Here is a 16,363-nt window from a genome sequence, read left to right on the forward strand (position 1 = left end):
TCAGGTCGCTATTAACCGTGCACTCAACGGAGCTTCGGCTCCGTTTTTGTTTTTCTCCCCTCCCTTGTCCCTTTCTGCTGTTTTTTTGACGCAAACGGTTGGTAATTTACCCTTACTGGCGGTAACCTGAGTCCTCACTTCGCTTTAATTTAAGCTAACGGACTTCGACTATGTTTGAACGTATTGCAGCTGCACCCGCCGACCCTATTCTTGGTTTAGCCGATCTGTTCCGCGCTGATGACCGCCCAAATAAGATCAACCTCGGCATTGGCGTGTATAAAGATGAAACCGGCAAAACGCCGGTACTGACCAGCGTTAAAAAAGCTGAACAGTATCTGCTGGAAAACGAAACCACTAAAAACTATCTGAGCATTGATGGTATTGCTGACTTTGGTCGCTGCACCCAGGAACTGCTGTTCGGTGCAGACAGTGCACTGATTTCCGGCCATCGTGCCCGCACTGCGCAAACCCCTGGCGGCACTGGCGCACTGCGCATTGCCGCCGACTTTATTGCCACCCAGACCAGCGCAAAGCGCATCTGGGTGAGCAATCCGAGCTGGCCAAACCATAAAAACGTGTTTGCCGCTGCCGGTCTGGAAGTGTGTGAATATGATTACTATGATGCTGCTGAGCATACGCTGGACTTTGACGGGCTGGTAAGCAGCCTGAGCGCAGCGCAGGCCGGTGATATCGTACTGTTCCATGGCTGCTGCCACAACCCGACCGGCATCGACCCTACGGCGGCCCAGTGGGCCCAGCTGGCTGAGCTGTCGCTGACTAAAGGCTGGCTGCCGCTGTTTGACTTTGCCTATCAGGGCTTTGCCCGGGGTCTTGAAGAAGATGCTGAAGGCCTGCGCGCATTCGCCGCCAGCCATCAGGAACTGATCGTTTGCAGCTCTTACTCGAAGAATTTTGGGCTGTATAACGAACGCGTCGGTGCCTTCACGCTGGTTGCCGCTGATGCCACCGTGGTCGACACGGCGTTCAGCCAGGTCAAGGCCACCATCCGTGCTAACTACTCCAACCCGCCTGCGCACGGTGCTGCCGTCGTGGCCACGATCCTCGACAACAGCGCACTGCGTGCCCTGTGGGAGCAGGAGCTGACCAGCATGCGTGAACGGATTCAGCGTATGCGTCAGCTGTTTGTTAATACCCTGCAGGAAAAAGGCGCAAAAGGCGACTTCAGCTTTATCATTAATCAGAACGGGATGTTTTCCTTCAGCGGCCTGACGAAAGATCAGGTTGTGCGTCTGCGTGAGGAGTTTGGCGTGTACGCGGTGAATTCCGGACGTGTCAACGTGGCAGGCATGACGCCGGATAATATGTCTCAGCTGTGCGAGGCAATTGTCGCGGTACTGTGATTCGGTGAGCTGAGGGTGACCACCCACCGGGTGGTCACCCTTTTTTATTCGCTATTGCAGGAAGGGATTGCTGATGCGCTCACGTCCCAGCGTGGACATCGGACCGTGCCCCGGAATAAAGGTCACGTCATCACCCAGGGGCAGCAGCTTAGTCTTAATCGAGGCGATCAGGTCACTGTGACTGCCCTGCGGGAAGTCAGAACGACCAACACCGCCGCTGAAAATCACGTCACCCGAGACCAGCAGGCGGCCGGTACGGTCAAAGAAAACGATATGTCCCGGCGTATGCCCGGGACACAGCAGAACCTCCAGTTCCGTTTCCCCTACCCGGACAGTTTCGCCCTCCTCCAGCCAGCGGTCTGGTTCCAGCGGCGGACACTCGGCAAAACCAAACATCTGGCTTTGCATCGGTAACCCGTCCAGCCAGAACTTATCAGCCTTATGAGGCCCGATCACCGGAACGGCATAATGTGCGGCCAGTTCAGCGGCGGCCCCGACGTGATCGAGGTGCCCGTGCGTCAGCAGGATGCGGGTCAGCGTCACACCCAGTGCTGCTACCTGCTGCTTAATATTTTCAGGGTCGCCGCCGGGATCCACCAGCGCGGCCTCACGCGTTTGCGTACACCAGATCACCGAGCAGTTCTGTGCGAACGCGGTGACCGGGATAATATGATAATCCATGATACTCCGTTACCGGCCACCACAGGGTGCCGGGATGTCGTTTACCAGTGCCGGACTGGCCCGGTATCAATATGCACAAAGTTACTACTCGGATAGTATCCTACACCACCCGCCCGCAGCGAAAGTGCGGCTTTGCGAACATTGCTTAACGAGATCCCTTCAATATGGAAATCCATCGCCTGGCCCAGCGTGTGGTAGCTGTGTTTGGCGACCCCTCGGGTATGAGAGCGCAGGGAATTGTTGGTGCCGAGGGAGCGGTAGCCTGAGATCAGCTGTACCGGTTTACGGCTGTCGAGCAGCGTTTGCAGACGGAAAAGCTGGTCGAAGAGATGAGGGTCGATACTTTTACTTTTATTTGCGCGGTAATCACGGAAAAAATGATTCAGTCTGGCTAATTCATCCTTATCATAGCTTTTACCGTTAAAAAATTCCGTTTTAAGGTTTTCACCGGTATTGAGGTTGTTGAGCGTCAATACGCGCGGCCGGGACGTGGAAAGCGAGGCGAAAGCCTGCCCCGGGAGGAGTGCTACACCGAGTGCGGCGCCACCTAACGTCAGCCACTTACGGCGATGAGAGTCAAATTTATGCATGGATCAGTATTACCTGGCTTAATGATTCGGAACAGTGCACGTTGGCGCACCGTTCGGAACCTTACCCGGCGAAAAAACCTACGTCAACCCGCGAAAAGAAAAACCGGCGCGGAGTGTGATGTCATCACCCCGCCACCGGTTTTATCTCCTGCCAGCCCCCCGAGGGGAATGTCTGATTAATCAACCGTTAGAGCAATAACTGACCAGCTGGCGTCAGTGCCTGAGCACCGGATCGGGCAGTATTGTCATAATTGTAAATATCTGTACGAAATTGCGGCTGTCCGTCATCGGCAACCCATGCCGTCAGGTAATAGAGGTTCACCGGTACGCGCTGGCGGATGGAAACAAAGCGGGTATCCCCTTCTTTCAGCGTGCTGGAAATACGCGAGTTATCCCAGCCAACGTTCTGCAACAGCAGGCTGGCAAGATCGGAGGCGCGGTTGACCCGGACGCAGCCTGAACTCAGAGCACGAATATCTTTCTGGAACAGGCCGTGATTAGGCGTATCGTGCAGATAGATCGCATCCGAGCTCGGCATATTGAATTTGTAGCGCCCGAGAGAATTGGTCGGCCCGGGTGCCTGGCGGATGCGATAAGGGAATGAGGCAGCCGAAACCATGCTCCAGTCGATCATGGACGGGTCAATCACCTCCGCATCGCTCGTCCAGCCGGAAAGCAGGGTATAGCCGTGTTTATACAGATACATCGGGTCCTGCTTCACTTTTGGCACAATGTCTTTGCGCACCAGCGTGGTCGGCACATTCCACGGCGGATTGAGCACCACATTGTTCAGCGCGCTGCGCATCAGCGGTGTTTTACGATCGGGACGGCCCACAATCACCCGTGAAGAGAGGATCTCATTGCCGTTAACGTAGTAGGCCAGAGAGTAATTCGGAATATTGACCATAATGCCGTTGTGCATATCGTCCGGCAGCAGACGTAAACGCTGGATATTCAGCGCCAGCAGGGAGGCCCGGCGCTGAGGCGAGACGTTAAGCCAGTCACGGGTGCGCATGCCAATGGCCCCATCCGCTTCCAGCCCCTGCCAGGTCTGAAAGCGTTTAAGCGCCTCGACCAGGTCCGGGGTGTAAATATTATCGCTGTTGACCGGTATTACCACACCATCGACGTTACCCACGTTTTGCGGGGCAGCAGGCGGCAGATTATCCGTCTGCACGGCGGATGGGCTGACTACGACGCTGCTGTCGTTAGCGGGGTGCGCTGTCGCATCAGGCTGAGCATTGTCATCATCATGCACCAGTGGAGCGTCGACCGGCCCCACCACTTCCTCTGCCGGTGTCGACGGCTCGCTGGCCGGTGACATCATGCCGGTACGCTGCAGAATATCACGGAGGGCAGGCACGTCATTGCTGACCTGACCGGGGCGCAGGGTTTGCTTATCGGTCAGCTGCGGCCAGGGCCGGTTTTCGGCCAGCAGGGTTTTCAGCGCCTGATGCATGCGCGCATACTGCGGATGCTGGGGTGCCAGAGACAGGACAAAGCCATTCAGGTTCCCCTGCGCCAGCGCATTTTGCCACTGATTGATCACCGCCACTGACGGTGCTTCCATTTTATACGGCACATTGCTGTAGAGCCAGGTTTCACCCTTGCTGGGAACGCTGGAGGTGAATTGCAGATAACCCAGCATCGCGTCAGACAGCACCACGTCACGCGCCAGCCCGGTAATAGCGGGGTCGGTCAGCTGTTTGACCCACTGGGTAAACTGTGGCTGAACGCCAGAAATAGCCACTTCCGCTAACTGCTGCTGAAACTGCTGTACCGCCTGCCCGTCCTGCCACATCGGCTGCATACTCCGGCTGGCATAAAGGGGCGCAAGATTTTTCAAATAGAACGGCACGCTGCCGTGCGGGTACAGTGCGGCAATCTGCGACGCACTTTGCGCCACGCTGACGTGGTGCGTCACCGACGCTGAGACAGGCGGGATGCCCGCCACCGATGGCGTTACGCTGACCATCCAGCAAAACAGACTACAACTCAGCGCGACAGCCTGAGCGGAAAACGATTTCTGCAGCAACATCCTTGCTCCCTGTTAGTCTGCTGAACGGGAAGCCAGCAGTAATTAGTCATTGTTATAAGTATAGAAACAGAAAACGGCATTTGCCTCATACGTGCAAATGCCGTTGTCCAGAGTAATCTGGACGCAGAAATATTACCACTGCGTCACATTATTTTTTACAGTATGAAGCGTGCTATGCCTCAGCCCCGGCATCTTTAGCGGTCAGAGTGGGTTCTGCCGTAAAGCCGCGCAGGCCAACAACGTGAACGTGCTCGGTATTATTGAACACTTTACGGACCAGTTTATAGGTAGTGCCTTTCTCCGGGCTGATATTCTCAGGTGCGGCGATAATCAGCTGCATCTCAAGACGGTCGCACAGTTCAAACAGGGTGGCGATGGATTTAGCATCCAGACGCGCCGCCTCATCAAGGAACAGCAGGCGGCACGGAGAAATATCCTTCCCGCGCAGACGCCGCGATTCCTCTTCCCAGCTCTGCACTACCATCACCAGGATTGACATCCCGGTACCGATGGCTTCTCCCGTCGACAACGCGCCGCTTTCTGCACGAAGCCAGCCGTCCGATCCGCGGTTCACTTCCACTTCCATCTCAAGATAGTTGCGGTAGTCGAGCAGCTCTTCCCCGATAGTCTGAGGCGTCCGCTGTCCCATATCGATCTGCGGGTTCAGGCGCTGATAGAGTTTTGCCAGCGCCTCAGAGAAGGTCAGGCGGTTGCTCTTGAACAGATCCTGATGCTGTTCATGCTGCTCAGAGAGCACATCCAGCAGCGTAGAGTGCGCTTCACGCACGTTGACGTTAAGCCGGACGCTCTTCACCTGCCCGAAGCTGACCGCCTGTAACCCCTGGTTCAGCTGGCGAATACGGTTTTGCTCACGCTGAATGGTTTTGCGAATAATATTCGATACGCTGCGTGAACTGATGGCCAGCATCTGTTCACGGGCCGTCAGCTCTTCGGTCAGACGGTTCAGTTCAATTTCCATCTGTTCGATGGCTTCAACCGGATCGTCAGTGCGAATGATATCCTGGCGAATACGCTCGCGCAGATGCTGATAGACCGCGATAAAGAACTGGATTTTGCGCTCAGGGCGTTTCGGATCTTCCGACAGACGCAGAACGTCCCGCAGGTGTTCGTTATCCGCCACGGCCAGACGCAGGGCTCCCAGCGCCTTATCCGACATGGAGCGCAGTTCATCGCCCCCCAGATAGGCCAGTTCGCGGCGGTGCAGACGGCGCTCAACGCCATTATCTTTCACCAGGCGCAGGACGGCCACCCAGCCGGCTTTCGCACTGACCACCTGTTCACGACCTGCCTGATACTCCCGCTCCAGACGGCGCAGTTTTTTCTGTAGCGCATCCATCTCGGCTTCACAGAAGGTCAGCTGTTTTTCCAGCTGATTGCGGCGCATACGGTTATTGCTCAGCGCGCTGTAGAGTTCATCACGGCGCTGCTTTGCCCGCTCTTCGGCAGAAGCATCCGCCTGCACGCCAATGTCGAGCATCTCCTGCTGCAACTCTTTCAGCATATCGCGTTTGGCATCGTAGGAACTTTTCAGCGAGGCCAGTACCTGTGAGTACTGGGTTAACTGAGCCTGATGCTGACGTAATTTTTCCCGCGCACGGGTACGTTCGCCTTCCGCCTGCTCCAGACGCTGGCGCAATTTTTCATTGAGGTCGCTGGTACCGTTCAGCATCCCGGCTGAATCGACATAGCCAAAGTGCGCACGACGCTGCACGACCTCGGTCAGGGCAAAGGCCTGCTGACGGGCATCGCGCTGCTGCTGTTGCGCCTGCTGATAGTCCAGCTTCAACTGGTCGTGCTGCTCCGGGTCACTCTGCAGCACAGAGAGGATTGGCTCCAGCCGGGTCAGGTGCGCGCCGTGCTGCTGCACAAAGCGTGCAGCTTCCTGCGCTTCATCCAGCTTTTCCTGAATTTCTTCGTGGCGATCCTGCAGCGTATCATCCAGTAACAGGCTGACGCGCGGTAACAGGCGGTTAAGCTGGGCAACGCCCTCTTTCGCCTGTTCAAACTGCTGACGCTGCTGCTGGTTTTCGCTTTCGTGGTTCGTCAGCGCACGCTCAACCTCATTACGCCGGGTATTGAGCAGACGCATTTCCGCTTCCGGATCCGACTCAAACGCCACGCCCAGGTGACTGCCAATAAAGCGGCTAAAGGACTGATGCAGGCGCTGGGTTTTCTGAACGTCAAAGGACAGCGTGGCGTAACGTTCGGCCAGCGCTTCACGTTCAGCATGCAGGACCTCAAGCTGGTTCTCACGGGCTGCACGGCCAAACAGCGGTACTTTAGGGAAACGGGAATAGCGCCACTGGCGGTCACCGGCTTTCACTACCACCGCTTTTTCCAGCTCCTCCACGTTAAACACGCTGTCATCAAATGACTGCGGATCCCCTTCAATCAGATAGAGATCTTCCGGGCAGTCATCGAGCCCGTCCAGCTGCTCACGGATCAGCGACAGGTCCGGCACTACAATCGCGTGGCGGGCCGGACCATAGAGGGCGGAGAAGTAAGGGGCATCGTCGATGGTGACGTCGTCATAGATTTCGGACAGCAGTACGCCGCCAAAACGCTCGGCAAGCGTGTTCAGTCGCGCGTCTTCGGCACCGCCCGGCTGGCTGAGGCGTTCGATTTGTTTTTCAATTTCCCGCTTACGCGCGGAAACTTCATCACGTTCAACGGTGGTTTCACGCTCACGCTCCAGCAGCTGCTGCATAAACTCCGTGACCTGCTGGCTGTTTTCCAGCGACTGTCCGGTCTGCTCGCTCAGCTGCGACAGGATCTCCTGCGCGGCAAGCCACTGCGGTGCCTGTTTAGTGAGGCGTGCGATGCGTTCACGCAGCTGCTCCAGCTCCTGGCGCAGGGCCATACGGCGCTCACCGGCATCAGCCACGCTCTCGTTCAGCAATTCAATCTGGGCTTCCAGCTCCGCCTGCAGGGACTCCAGCTCACCGGCATCCACCTGCTGGCCGTGCCGCTTGCAGAAGTCATTGAGCAGTCGTTCGGCATCCTGCTGTTCACGCAGGCGCTGCGTCAGTTCATTCAGACGGCTGCGTAGCGGCTGGAGCTGTTCAGCGTGGTAACGCTGGTTACTGGCGTCGCGTAACAGATCGCGCCCCACCTGCCAGGCATCACTGCGGCTGACCGGGCCGGCAATTTTATTGACCAGTTCAAACGCCTGTTCGAACTGGCTGTGCGCGGCCTGCGCCACGCTCATTTTTTGCTCCAGCATCAGCAACCTGTCGGTGGCCTCCTGCTCTTTGGCCTGGAACGTTTCCTGCCACTCGTCGGCATTTTCAATACTGAGATCGCGCAGCTGACAGATTTCCTGAGCACGCTGTAATGCGGTCAGCGCCTGCTGATACTGAATCGCGCGCGTCTGCTGGACGTCCAGCGCCTGCTGGTAGTCGGCCAGCTGGTTTTTCAGCTCATCCACTTCCAGTTCGGCATTTTCGCTGCGCGCTTCGTTCTCTTCCTGCACTTCACGCGCTTCGGCGACCACCTCATTCTGCTCTTCCAGGCGGAAGGTCAGCTCTTCGAGGTCAGCGTCGTAGCGGTCAATTTTTTCCTGCTGGCGCAGGGCCGTCTGTACCAGATTCAGGTGGTCGCTGGCGCCCTGATAATCCGTTTCCAGATCGCTCTCAGCGGCGTTATGTTCACCCAGCTCACGCGCCATCTCAATATGCCGATACTGCTCGGCGGCAAGCTGCTTACGGCTGGTAAACAGATCGTTACGCACCTGCATGGCCGCATCAAGATGAATGCGCCGCTCATTCGCGTGACGCATGTAGTCTGCCGCCACGTAGCTGGTGGCTTCGGAAATCAGATGCTTAAACAGATCGCGGTCAGACTGCGTTACGCGTATCGCTTCCAGCGTCATGCGGTTTTCACGCAGAGCGGCTTCCATATCCTGGAACGCCTTTCGCACGCCGCTGTTTTCCGGCAGCAGGTAGTCGCGCAGGGAGCGGGTAATCGCGCTGGAGATCCCGCCATACAGCGAGGCCTCAATCAGACGATAATATTTACTACGGTCAGCAGCGGAACGTAGACGACGCGCCACTATACCGAGGTCAAACATCACCGAATGGTAGTCCGTAATGGAGTTGTACTGTTTGAACTGTACGCTTTCCATCGCTTCAAAGCGGTCTTTCAGCTCACTGATGGGCACCACGCGCGCCTGACGCGCGTTGACCGTCTCCGTGAGAATTTCAGTGGGGTTAATCGACGTTGGCAGGCCGTGAATACTGAACGGTTTAATATCTACTTTACGGTCACGACCGGCAACCTGCTGCAAACGTACCCCGACCAGCACACGCTGGTGCAACGAGTTAACCACATCGAGTACTGCGTAGCAGACGCCAGGACGCAGTTTACCGTGCAGGCCTTTATCCCGCGAACCGGAGGTAGCCCCGGCTTCAGTGGTATTACGGAAGTGCAGCAGCGTCAGATCGGGGATCAGCGCAGTAACAAAAGCCGCCATGGTGGTGGATTTACCGGCACCGTTACCGCCTGACAGCGTAGTCACCAGCTCGTCAAGGTCGAAGGTGCGGGCAAAGAAGCCATTCCAGTTAATCAGCGTCAGCGAGCGAAACTTTCCACGTTCAATCATTTATTCTTCCTCCGCACTATCCGGCGCGTTGTTATCCGCTTCACGCTCTTCGTTCTCATCGTTCAGCGTCAGGCCACCGTCAAGCTGCATCGCTTCGCCATCCCGGATCATGCGCAGCTGCGCATCGCGCGGATCGTCACCGCTGCGCACATCGGCACCAAAGCGGAAGACCGATTCGGTGATGCGGAATTTGCTGCTGTCATTGCCCATAAACCACACCATTCCCAGCCGGCGCAGGCGGTTTAACGACGCGCGCATTTTCTCCTGGAGTTTCTGGCGGTCAAGATCAGAACCGGTAGAACGCTGGTTGACCAGCTTCAACAGCTTACTTTCATCGGCCAGCGACATCAGTTCATCGTGCAGTTCCTGCTGGGTGAAAATCCCCTCATTGGCCAGACGCTCCGGGCTGAGATAGAGGTAACACAGTATTTTACCGACCATCATATCCAGTTCAGACAGCACCGAGCGCGGGATCAGCGTGGTGGAGCGTGGCCGCAGATAAAAGAACCCTTCTGGCGCACGGATTAGTTCAACGTTATAACGGGCGTAAAACTCTTCGAGAAATTCCTGATAATCCATCAGAAAGGCATGCTGATCTAACTCGTCGATACCAATATGCCGCCCTGCGCGTAACTGGCTGTCCAGCGCCGGGAAGATCGGATTTGCCAGAGCAATCGCCAGCTTAACCGGCATCACTTGTTCAATATTTGTCGATGACATGTGCCTGCACCTTGGCTCCGTAATCATTAATAGCCTGCCATTTTGCAGCCAGGCCAGAGAAGTCTGCTTCGGCCACGCCTAAGCGTACAGCCTGATCGACGACAATACGCGCCACGTCAAAGTGACGAACTCGCGGGTATTGTGTCAGGTAATCGCGAATGACTTCGCCCAGATCCAGCGGTTTCTGCTGGGTCTTGTAGCTGGCCAGCGCCTCTTCAATCATCGCCGCCAGCTGTTCGCGAATCGCATTAAACTCTTCGTATTCCAGCTCTGAAGGCAGTTCACCCGTCACCTCTTCGCTGCGCAGGGTCAGTTCTTCATCACGCATGTCATACAGGCGGTCAGCATTCGCATAGGTGAGAGCCCAGGGCTGATCGAAGTAATTCTGTACCGACTGCCGCAACCGCTGGGCGAAGACGCGATTTTTATCCATATCTATCGCCGTGCGAATAAATTTGTGCACATGGCGGTCGTAGCCAATCCACAAGTCAATCGCCTGCTGGCCCCAGCTGATAATACGATCCAGTTTGTTCTGCAGGTCAAACACCAGCTTGTCAACAAACCCCAGATCGGGACTGTTCATCGTCGCATCCTGGATACGCAACAGGTTAGCCTGCAGCTTATCGCCTGCGGCTTCCAGGGTATCCTGTAGCTCGCGAAGCGTGCCGGACGTTTCATTTAACAGCAGTTCGCAGCTGGAGATAGCCGCACGCCAGTCTTTGTTGAGCAACTGGGCAATATCGTCTTTTACCGCCTGCTGCTGCTCATCCATGATGCGCTGGGTGATATCAATGCTGTCGAAAATTTCCGCGACGGAGTATTTCAGCGGCGCAAACACGTTGCGGTGCCAGTGATATTCATCGCCATTTTCATCGGCGGCATCCGCTGCCCGCTTCAACTCACCGGCCACGATCGACAGCTGTAGCGAAAGGCGCAGCGTGGAAAATTCCCGCTGGCGAATGTAGTAGTCTGTGATGCCGATGCCCAGCGGAGTCAGCCGGTAGATAGCATTGCCTTCGGCGTGTTCGCTGGTAAAGCGATTAAGCAGGCGCTGGCGCACCATGTCATTGATGGCGTTATTGGCGCGCACCACCACGGTTTCACTGGTCTGCTCAAAACCTTCGCTGACATGGCGGAAGGCGTCAATCAGTTCGCCTTCACTCATTTCGCCATCCATACGCTCACCGTTAAGGGTGGCAATCGCCAGCAAAAAAGCCAGACGTTCGGTTGGCAACGAGACGGAAAAATCATTTTTTCGCGCCCAGGCCACCAGTTCCGGTACAGTCTGGGAAAATTCACTCATAGTTCGTCTGCCTTATGGGTTTCCGCGCTGTGACGTGGATGTAACGCCCTAAACTTAAAAAAGGCTCCTGGCGGCAGTATTGCTTTTCCAGGGCCAGAACCTCATCAAATCGCTCAATCTGCCGGGTTTTATCGCGCAGATAATCATGAAAAACCCGGATGCCGGTTTTGCTTTCAATGGTAAAACCACAGTCCTGCAGCCAGCCGTAAACCTGCTGCGGGTCACGGGGATAGTCCGGAGACAGCGTTTTCTTTTTACGCTTGGCCAGGCCTGCCTGCAGGTAGCCGAAATTACCCAGCACCATTGTCTGCATCAGCAGACCATTCAGGTTGTAAAACATCAGTGACAGCACCCCGCCAGGCTTCAGCGCATCATACAGCGCGGCCAGCACTTCCTGCGGCTCTGCCACCCATTCAAGCACAGCGTGAAACAATACCAGATCAACCGGCTTATCCAAATGTTGACCAACCTGCTGGGCGCTAATTTGTGCGAATTGCATGTTACCGCTCACACCTTTCTCATCGGCCAGGCGGCGCGCACGCGATAACATCTCTTCTGAAACATCGCACAGCAGAACATGATGACCCCGAGCGGCGATGCCACAGCCCGTCTGCCCCTCTCCTCCGCCTGCATCCAGCACGGAGAGCACGCCTTCGGGGTAGGTGGCTAACAGCGCATCAAGATCCTGCCAGAGGATGGCCTGGCGAATACGCCCTTTGGTGGTACCGTAAATATTTTGCGAAAATTTTTCTGCGATATCATCAAAGTTGCGATCCTGCATACAGCGGCTCCGGGTTCAAGGCATGATTCTACGGGGGTCACCCGGTTATTCCGCACGGACAGACTGTCTCTCATTTTCTTCGCCAGCAGACGTATTCAATGAGCTGCAACGGTTGCGGCTTGAAAGTTGCGGGGTATTTTGGCATACACTGGCAAATAATGAAGCTTTCGGTCACCGCTTAGTGTTTGGGTGATGTTTTTTCGGACAAAAGGAACCTGTTTTCATGTTTTTCGCCCTAAAAAAAGTCGTTGGTGGCCTGCTGCTACCGCTGCCGATGCTGCTGTTGATCATGGCAGTTGGCATTATGCTGCTCTGGTTTAGCCGGTGGCAGAAAAGTGGCAAAACATTGATTTCCCTTGCCTGGGGATTGCTCCTTCTGATCAGCCTGCAGCCTGTCGCCGACCGCCTGCTGGCACCGCTGGAAGATCGCTATCCGACCTGGCAGAATCAGCACCCGGTAGAGTATATCGTGGTTCTCGGCGGCGGCTACACCTGGAATCCACAGTGGGCGCCCAGTTCTAACCTGCTTAATAACAGCCTGCCCCGTCTGGCTGAAGGTATCCGCATCTGGCGGGCTAACCCGGGGTCGAAACTGATTGTGACGGGTGGTCATGCTCAGGGAAATCCAGTGAGTTCGGCCAGTGTGGCATCACGCGTTGCCCAGTCTCTCGGAGTACCAGCGGGGGATATTATCACCCTTGATCAGCCACGGGATACCGGCCAGGAAGCAGAAGAAGTAGCAAAAATAGTGGGCCAGCGGCCGCTGGCGTTGGTCACTTCAGCCAACCATCTGCCACGCGCCATGATCTTCTTCCAGCGTCAGGGGCTCAAACCCTGGCCTGCTCCGGCCAATCAGCTGGCGATCGCTTCTCCCCTGAATTTCTGGGAGCGGGCCCTGCCGTCATCATTCTGGCTGGGGCATAGCGAACGTGCCGTTTACGAGAGCCTTGGCCTGGTCTGGCAGTGGCTGCATCCGGCAGCGAAGGAGTCAGTCGAGCCAGGGCAGTAGTGAGCGACTGGCCAGGCTGAAGCGCTGAGCGTCAAACTGTGCGGTGTGGATCAGTCGGGCAATCTCTTCCCAGACAATATACAACCAGCGGCGTGCAACAAACCCCTCTGCGACGGGCGCACGCTGCAGGTAGCAACTGAGGATGTCATCACCGACGCCGGTTGCGCAAAGGGGATAGAGATCGAACTCACGCGGAGCCCAGAGTACGGTGCCGGGATTGATCACCGCCAGCAGCTGGTCTGCCCAGGCCTCTTTCATGATGCTGGTCGGTGCCAGATTTCCGTGGACTAAAACACAGGGATCGTCAAACCCGTTGAACAGCGTGGACAGACTTTGACGGCTGCGGAAAAGCAGCTGTCGGGCATCCATACTCAGCTGCGCCGGACGCAGGTAGCCAAGTGTGGCCCAGAGGACTTCGACCCGCTGCGAGTACCAGGCCGGCCAGTGATTCTGCTGCGTGCTGTCAACCGTGCCTACCAGTCCATGGCTGTCAATTCGGTGCCAGCCAAGCATTCCCTCTACGATCTGCTCCTGGAGCTGCTGCCAGCGCTCAGGCGTCCGCGTTGGCGCTTCAACAGAGACGCCACCCGTACGTTCAATCAGCAAGACCTCATGCAGCGGAGGTTGCTGGCTGATAACCAGACCATACACGGCAGGGACGCGCACTTTGCCTTCACGCATCAGCATTGACAGCTTGTGCGCTTCCTGGGCAGCAATGCCCTTCATACTGAAGTATTTCGCCACCAGCGGCAGAGAATGGCCGTGGTCATCGTAAAGGGTATACAGACTGGCGAAGGGTTGCTGACTGATACATTCCACCCGACTGACCGGTTCGCCAAGAACCAGTGCCAGTTCAGATCGCAGGTGTTCCATCTGCCCTCCTTTCAGGCAAGAGGTCTAATGAGGGTGCTGAACGCGGAAATGTGCTTCGTGACGGACACGGCTGCAGCAGAAATGACGGGGCCGCGTGAACGGCCCCATCGCGGGTTACTGCATGGCTTCGCGTACGCGCAGTAAGTCTTCTGGCGTATCAACGCCTACGCTGGGAATAGCCTTTGCCACATCGACGTGGATTTTTTCGCCGTACCACAGCACGCGCAGTTGCTCAAGCAGCTCGATCTGTTCCAGCGGGCTGGCTTCCCAGCCAACATAGCGGCGAATAAACCCTGCACGATAGCCGTAAATACCAATATGACGCAGGAAATGGTCGCCGATGGTGTCACGGGAGGCCGCAAACCGCTCCCTATCCCACGGGATAGTAGCGCGTGAGAAGTAGAGTGCATAGCCGTTAGCATCGCGCACTACCTTCACGGCATTCGGATTAAACGCCTCTTCCGCTGAGTCCACCGGCACGGCCAGCGTTGCCATACCCGCGCTGCTTTGCGCCAGGTTATCCGCCACCTGGCGAATGATCACCGGGGGGATCATTGGCTCGTCCCCCTGGACATTCACAATCACCGTATCATCGGGGAATTGATAATGATCGATTACCTCAGCCAGACGTTCTGTGCCGGACTGATGGTCAGGACGGGTCATGCAGACTTCACCACCGGCCGCTTCAACGGCGCGCGCCACATCAGGATGGTCAGTCGCCACGATCACCCGATCGGCACCTGACTCCAGCGCCCGCTCCATGACATGCACCACCATGGGCTTGCCGTGAATGTCGACCAGCGGCTTACCTGGCAAACGGGTAGAGGCAAAACGCGCAGGAATGATGGCAACAAAACTCATGGATGGCTCTCTTCGAGGGTTAAGGCACGGGCCTCCACCTCCAGCAGGACGGGAATGCCGTCACGCACCGGGTAAGCCAGCCCATCCGGTTTGCAGATGAGTTCCTGCTGATCTTTGTTGTAATACAGTTTGCCGTGACATACCGGGCAGGCAACGATTTCAAGTAAACGATGATCCATGGTTCCTCCGCGATGAACCCAGTTTTGCAATGGGTTAAGAATATCATAGCTGTACGGGCGCGGTTACCTGCACACCGCGAAAAAATGCCCTGGCGGCTATATTTCCCAACGCGTGGGCCAGCAGGCAGTCATGGCCTCAGGGAGTTTATTGACCTCGATCATTTCTGCGCCCTGCCAGCGGGCAAAACGTGTCAGAGCCAGCCTTAAGTCGCCGACCATCTGCTGGCTGACGCGCGTGTTCGCCTCCAGCCAGATCGCGTTGACCTGCAACGTTTTCTCTTTACGCAACATGCGCGCATCCAGGCGGCCTTTCAGCGCACCGCGATGCAAAAGGGGCAGGACAAAATAGCCATACTGCCGTTTTGCCTCTGGCGTATAGCACTCCAGGCGATAGTCAAAATCAAACAGCTCCCGTGCGCGCTTGCGGTCCCAGACCAGCGGGTCAAAAGGTGACAGGATCGCCGTATGCGTAGCGGCCTGCGGGCTGGCAAGTTGCCCAAACAGTGAGTGATGGAGGTACAGCGTACCCAGACTTTCGACCTGTACTTCACGGACTGTTCCCTCTTCGCGCCAGCGTGCAAGAGCAACCGTCACGGGAGCCCGTTTCAGACGGTAATAATCTGCCAGCCAGGAGAGGCGGAAAATCCCCAGGCTGGCCGCACTCTTGTCCAGCATACGCTGGACAGCGTCCTCCTCCTTCAGAGCATGTTGTTGGTCATCCCAGTCGGGCAATATCCGCTCACGCAAATCGTAAACACGCTGGAAATTGCGCCGTTCACTGATCATCAGTTCACCGGCCGTAAATAAATTTTCCAGATGGCGCTTGTGCGGTTTCCATGCCCACCAGCCGGGCTTCTGGCCCGGGGGGGCGGTAAAGTCAGCAGAACGGACAGGGCCATTTTCGCTGATATGGGCCAGCAAATCGCCGATCTCCTGCTGATGCTGATCCCGCCATGCCTGACTGAACTTCCAGCCCAGTGCAGACGGGTTAAGCATGCGATGACGCAGCAGGCCGTAATCGGCCACAGGAATAAAGCAGGCTTCGTGCGCCCAGTACTCAAACAGCTGTCTTTCCGCCAGGGCCTGATCGAGCCAGACCGGGGGGTACTCACCCAGCCGGCTGAACAGCACCAGATAAGGACTGCGAGCGACTACGTGGATCGTATCGATTTGCAACAACGACATCCGTCGCACGGCAGCAAGCAGATCGTCAAAACAGGCTTTACGTGAAGGTGGGCGCAGCAGGCCCTGCGCCGCCAGCTGAAGCTGACGGGCCTGAACCAGAGAGAGTTTTTCCGCCGTCATCATACCATCCCTTAAAATCAGATGGCTAAAGTGTAGCGCCT

13 protein-coding genes are annotated in these 16,363 nt (G+C 56.5%); 2 read left to right on the plus strand and 11 right to left on the minus strand.

Translation table 11 applies throughout. The features are described 5' to 3' along the window. Positions 1 to 170: 170 nt before the first annotated feature. Positions 171 to 1,361, plus strand: coding sequence for an amino acid aminotransferase (locus tag IFU29_RS06940; RefSeq protein ID WP_191933280.1), 1,191 nt, complete (start codon positions 171 to 173; stop codon positions 1,359 to 1,361). A 51-nt stretch (positions 1,362 to 1,412) separates the two neighbouring features. Here the strand turns inward: IFU29_RS06940 and IFU29_RS06945 are convergent, their stop codons facing one another. The 7 genes from IFU29_RS06945 to cmoM form a co-directional block, all read right to left on the minus strand. Further along, positions 1,413 to 2,042, minus strand: coding sequence for an MBL fold metallo-hydrolase (locus tag IFU29_RS06945; protein ID WP_191933281.1), 630 nt, complete (start codon positions 2,040 to 2,042; stop codon positions 1,413 to 1,415). Positions 2,043 to 2,083: 41 nt separating this feature from the next. Next, positions 2,084 to 2,632 (minus strand): YcbK family protein, encoded by a 549-nt coding sequence (locus IFU29_RS06950; RefSeq protein ID WP_191933282.1) that lies wholly within the window; start codon positions 2,630 to 2,632, stop codon positions 2,084 to 2,086. A 187-nt stretch (positions 2,633 to 2,819) separates the two neighbouring features. Next, entirely contained in the window at positions 2,820 to 4,670 is a 1,851-nt protein-coding gene (gene ldtD / locus IFU29_RS06955; protein WP_191933283.1) for a L,D-transpeptidase, read from the minus strand. A gap of 172 nt (positions 4,671 to 4,842) precedes the next feature. Next, entirely contained in the window at positions 4,843 to 9,291 is a 4,449-nt protein-coding gene (mukB, locus tag IFU29_RS06960) for a chromosome partition protein MukB (RefSeq protein WP_191933284.1), read from the minus strand. Further along, positions 9,292 to 10,011, minus strand: coding sequence for a chromosome partition protein MukE (gene mukE / locus IFU29_RS06965; protein WP_191933285.1), 720 nt, complete (start codon positions 10,009 to 10,011; stop codon positions 9,292 to 9,294). Next, a complete protein-coding gene (gene mukF, locus IFU29_RS06970; protein WP_062743861.1) occupies positions 9,992 to 11,314 on the minus strand; it encodes a chromosome partition protein MukF in 1,323 nt (440 codons plus the stop codon). Before mukF ends, mukE begins: the two co-directional genes overlap by 20 nt. Beyond that, positions 11,307 to 12,095: a tRNA uridine 5-oxyacetic acid(34) methyltransferase CmoM gene (cmoM, locus tag IFU29_RS06975; RefSeq protein ID WP_191933286.1), complete on the minus strand. Its 789-nt coding sequence runs from the start codon at positions 12,093 to 12,095 to the stop codon at positions 11,307 to 11,309. The genes mukF and cmoM overlap by 8 nt, the downstream gene beginning before the upstream one ends. Positions 12,096 to 12,318: 223 nt before the next feature. Here cmoM and elyC point away from each other — a divergent pair, with 223 nt between their 5' ends. After that, positions 12,319 to 13,104: an envelope biogenesis factor ElyC gene (gene elyC / locus IFU29_RS06980; protein ID WP_191933287.1), complete on the plus strand. Its 786-nt coding sequence runs from the start codon at positions 12,319 to 12,321 to the stop codon at positions 13,102 to 13,104. Here the strand turns inward: elyC and IFU29_RS06985 are convergent. The 4 genes from IFU29_RS06985 to IFU29_RS07000 all read right to left on the minus strand — a co-directional run bounded on the left by IFU29_RS06985 (position 13,084) and on the right by IFU29_RS07000 (position 16,325). Continuing rightward, positions 13,084 to 13,977 carry a YcbJ family phosphotransferase gene (locus IFU29_RS06985; protein WP_191933288.1) on the minus strand — a complete coding sequence of 298 codons (894 nt, stop codon included), beginning with the start codon at positions 13,975 to 13,977 and terminating at the stop codon, positions 13,084 to 13,086. The genes elyC and IFU29_RS06985 overlap by 21 nt on opposite strands. A gap of 114 nt (positions 13,978 to 14,091) precedes the next feature. Further along, positions 14,092 to 14,838 (minus strand): 3-deoxy-manno-octulosonate cytidylyltransferase, encoded by a 747-nt coding sequence (gene kdsB / locus IFU29_RS06990; protein WP_062743865.1) that lies wholly within the window; start codon positions 14,836 to 14,838, stop codon positions 14,092 to 14,094. Beyond that, entirely contained in the window at positions 14,835 to 15,017 is a 183-nt protein-coding gene (locus IFU29_RS06995) for a Trm112 family protein (protein ID WP_062743866.1), read from the minus strand. The genes kdsB and IFU29_RS06995 overlap by 4 nt, the downstream gene beginning before the upstream one ends. Positions 15,018 to 15,113: 96 nt before the next feature. Continuing rightward, positions 15,114 to 16,325, minus strand: coding sequence for a winged helix-turn-helix domain-containing protein (locus IFU29_RS07000; RefSeq protein WP_423244815.1), 1,212 nt, complete (start codon positions 16,323 to 16,325; stop codon positions 15,114 to 15,116). Positions 16,326 to 16,363 lie beyond the last annotated feature (38 nt).

The sequence above is a fragment of the Erwinia persicina genome (assembly GCF_014838825.1).
In the GTDB taxonomy this organism is placed as follows: Bacteria; Pseudomonadota; Gammaproteobacteria; order Enterobacterales; family Enterobacteriaceae; genus Erwinia; species Erwinia persicina_A.

What these genes read in the sequence shown, in the direction of transcription:
- IFU29_RS06940 (WP_191933280.1), top strand. Translation starts at nt 171, where the DNA reads ATGTTTGAACGTATTGCAGCTGCACCCGCCGACCCTATTCTTGGTTTA.
- IFU29_RS06945 (WP_191933281.1), bottom strand. Translation starts at nt 2,042, where the DNA reads ATGGATTATCATATTATCCCGGTCACCGCGTTCGCACAGAACTGCTCG.
- IFU29_RS06950 (WP_191933282.1), bottom strand. Translation starts at nt 2,632, where the DNA reads ATGCATAAATTTGACTCTCATCGCCGTAAGTGGCTGACGTTAGGTGGC.
- ldtD (WP_191933283.1), bottom strand. Translation starts at nt 4,670, where the DNA reads ATGTTGCTGCAGAAATCGTTTTCCGCTCAGGCTGTCGCGCTGAGTTGT.
- mukB (WP_191933284.1), bottom strand. Translation starts at nt 9,291, where the DNA reads ATGATTGAACGTGGAAAGTTTCGCTCGCTGACGCTGATTAACTGGAAT.
- mukE (WP_191933285.1), bottom strand. Translation starts at nt 10,011, where the DNA reads ATGTCATCGACAAATATTGAACAAGTGATGCCGGTTAAGCTGGCGATT.
- mukF (WP_062743861.1), bottom strand. Translation starts at nt 11,314, where the DNA reads ATGAGTGAATTTTCCCAGACTGTACCGGAACTGGTGGCCTGGGCGCGA.
- cmoM (WP_191933286.1), bottom strand. Translation starts at nt 12,095, where the DNA reads ATGCAGGATCGCAACTTTGATGATATCGCAGAAAAATTTTCGCAAAAT.
- elyC (WP_191933287.1), top strand. Translation starts at nt 12,319, where the DNA reads ATGTTTTTCGCCCTAAAAAAAGTCGTTGGTGGCCTGCTGCTACCGCTG.
- IFU29_RS06985 (WP_191933288.1), bottom strand. Translation starts at nt 13,977, where the DNA reads ATGGAACACCTGCGATCTGAACTGGCACTGGTTCTTGGCGAACCGGTC.
- kdsB (WP_062743865.1), bottom strand. Translation starts at nt 14,838, where the DNA reads ATGAGTTTTGTTGCCATCATTCCTGCGCGTTTTGCCTCTACCCGTTTG.
- IFU29_RS06995 (WP_062743866.1), bottom strand. Translation starts at nt 15,017, where the DNA reads ATGGATCATCGTTTACTTGAAATCGTTGCCTGCCCGGTATGTCACGGC.
- IFU29_RS07000 (WP_423244815.1), bottom strand. Translation starts at nt 16,325, where the DNA reads ATGATGACGGCGGAAAAACTCTCTCTGGTTCAGGCCCGTCAGCTTCAG.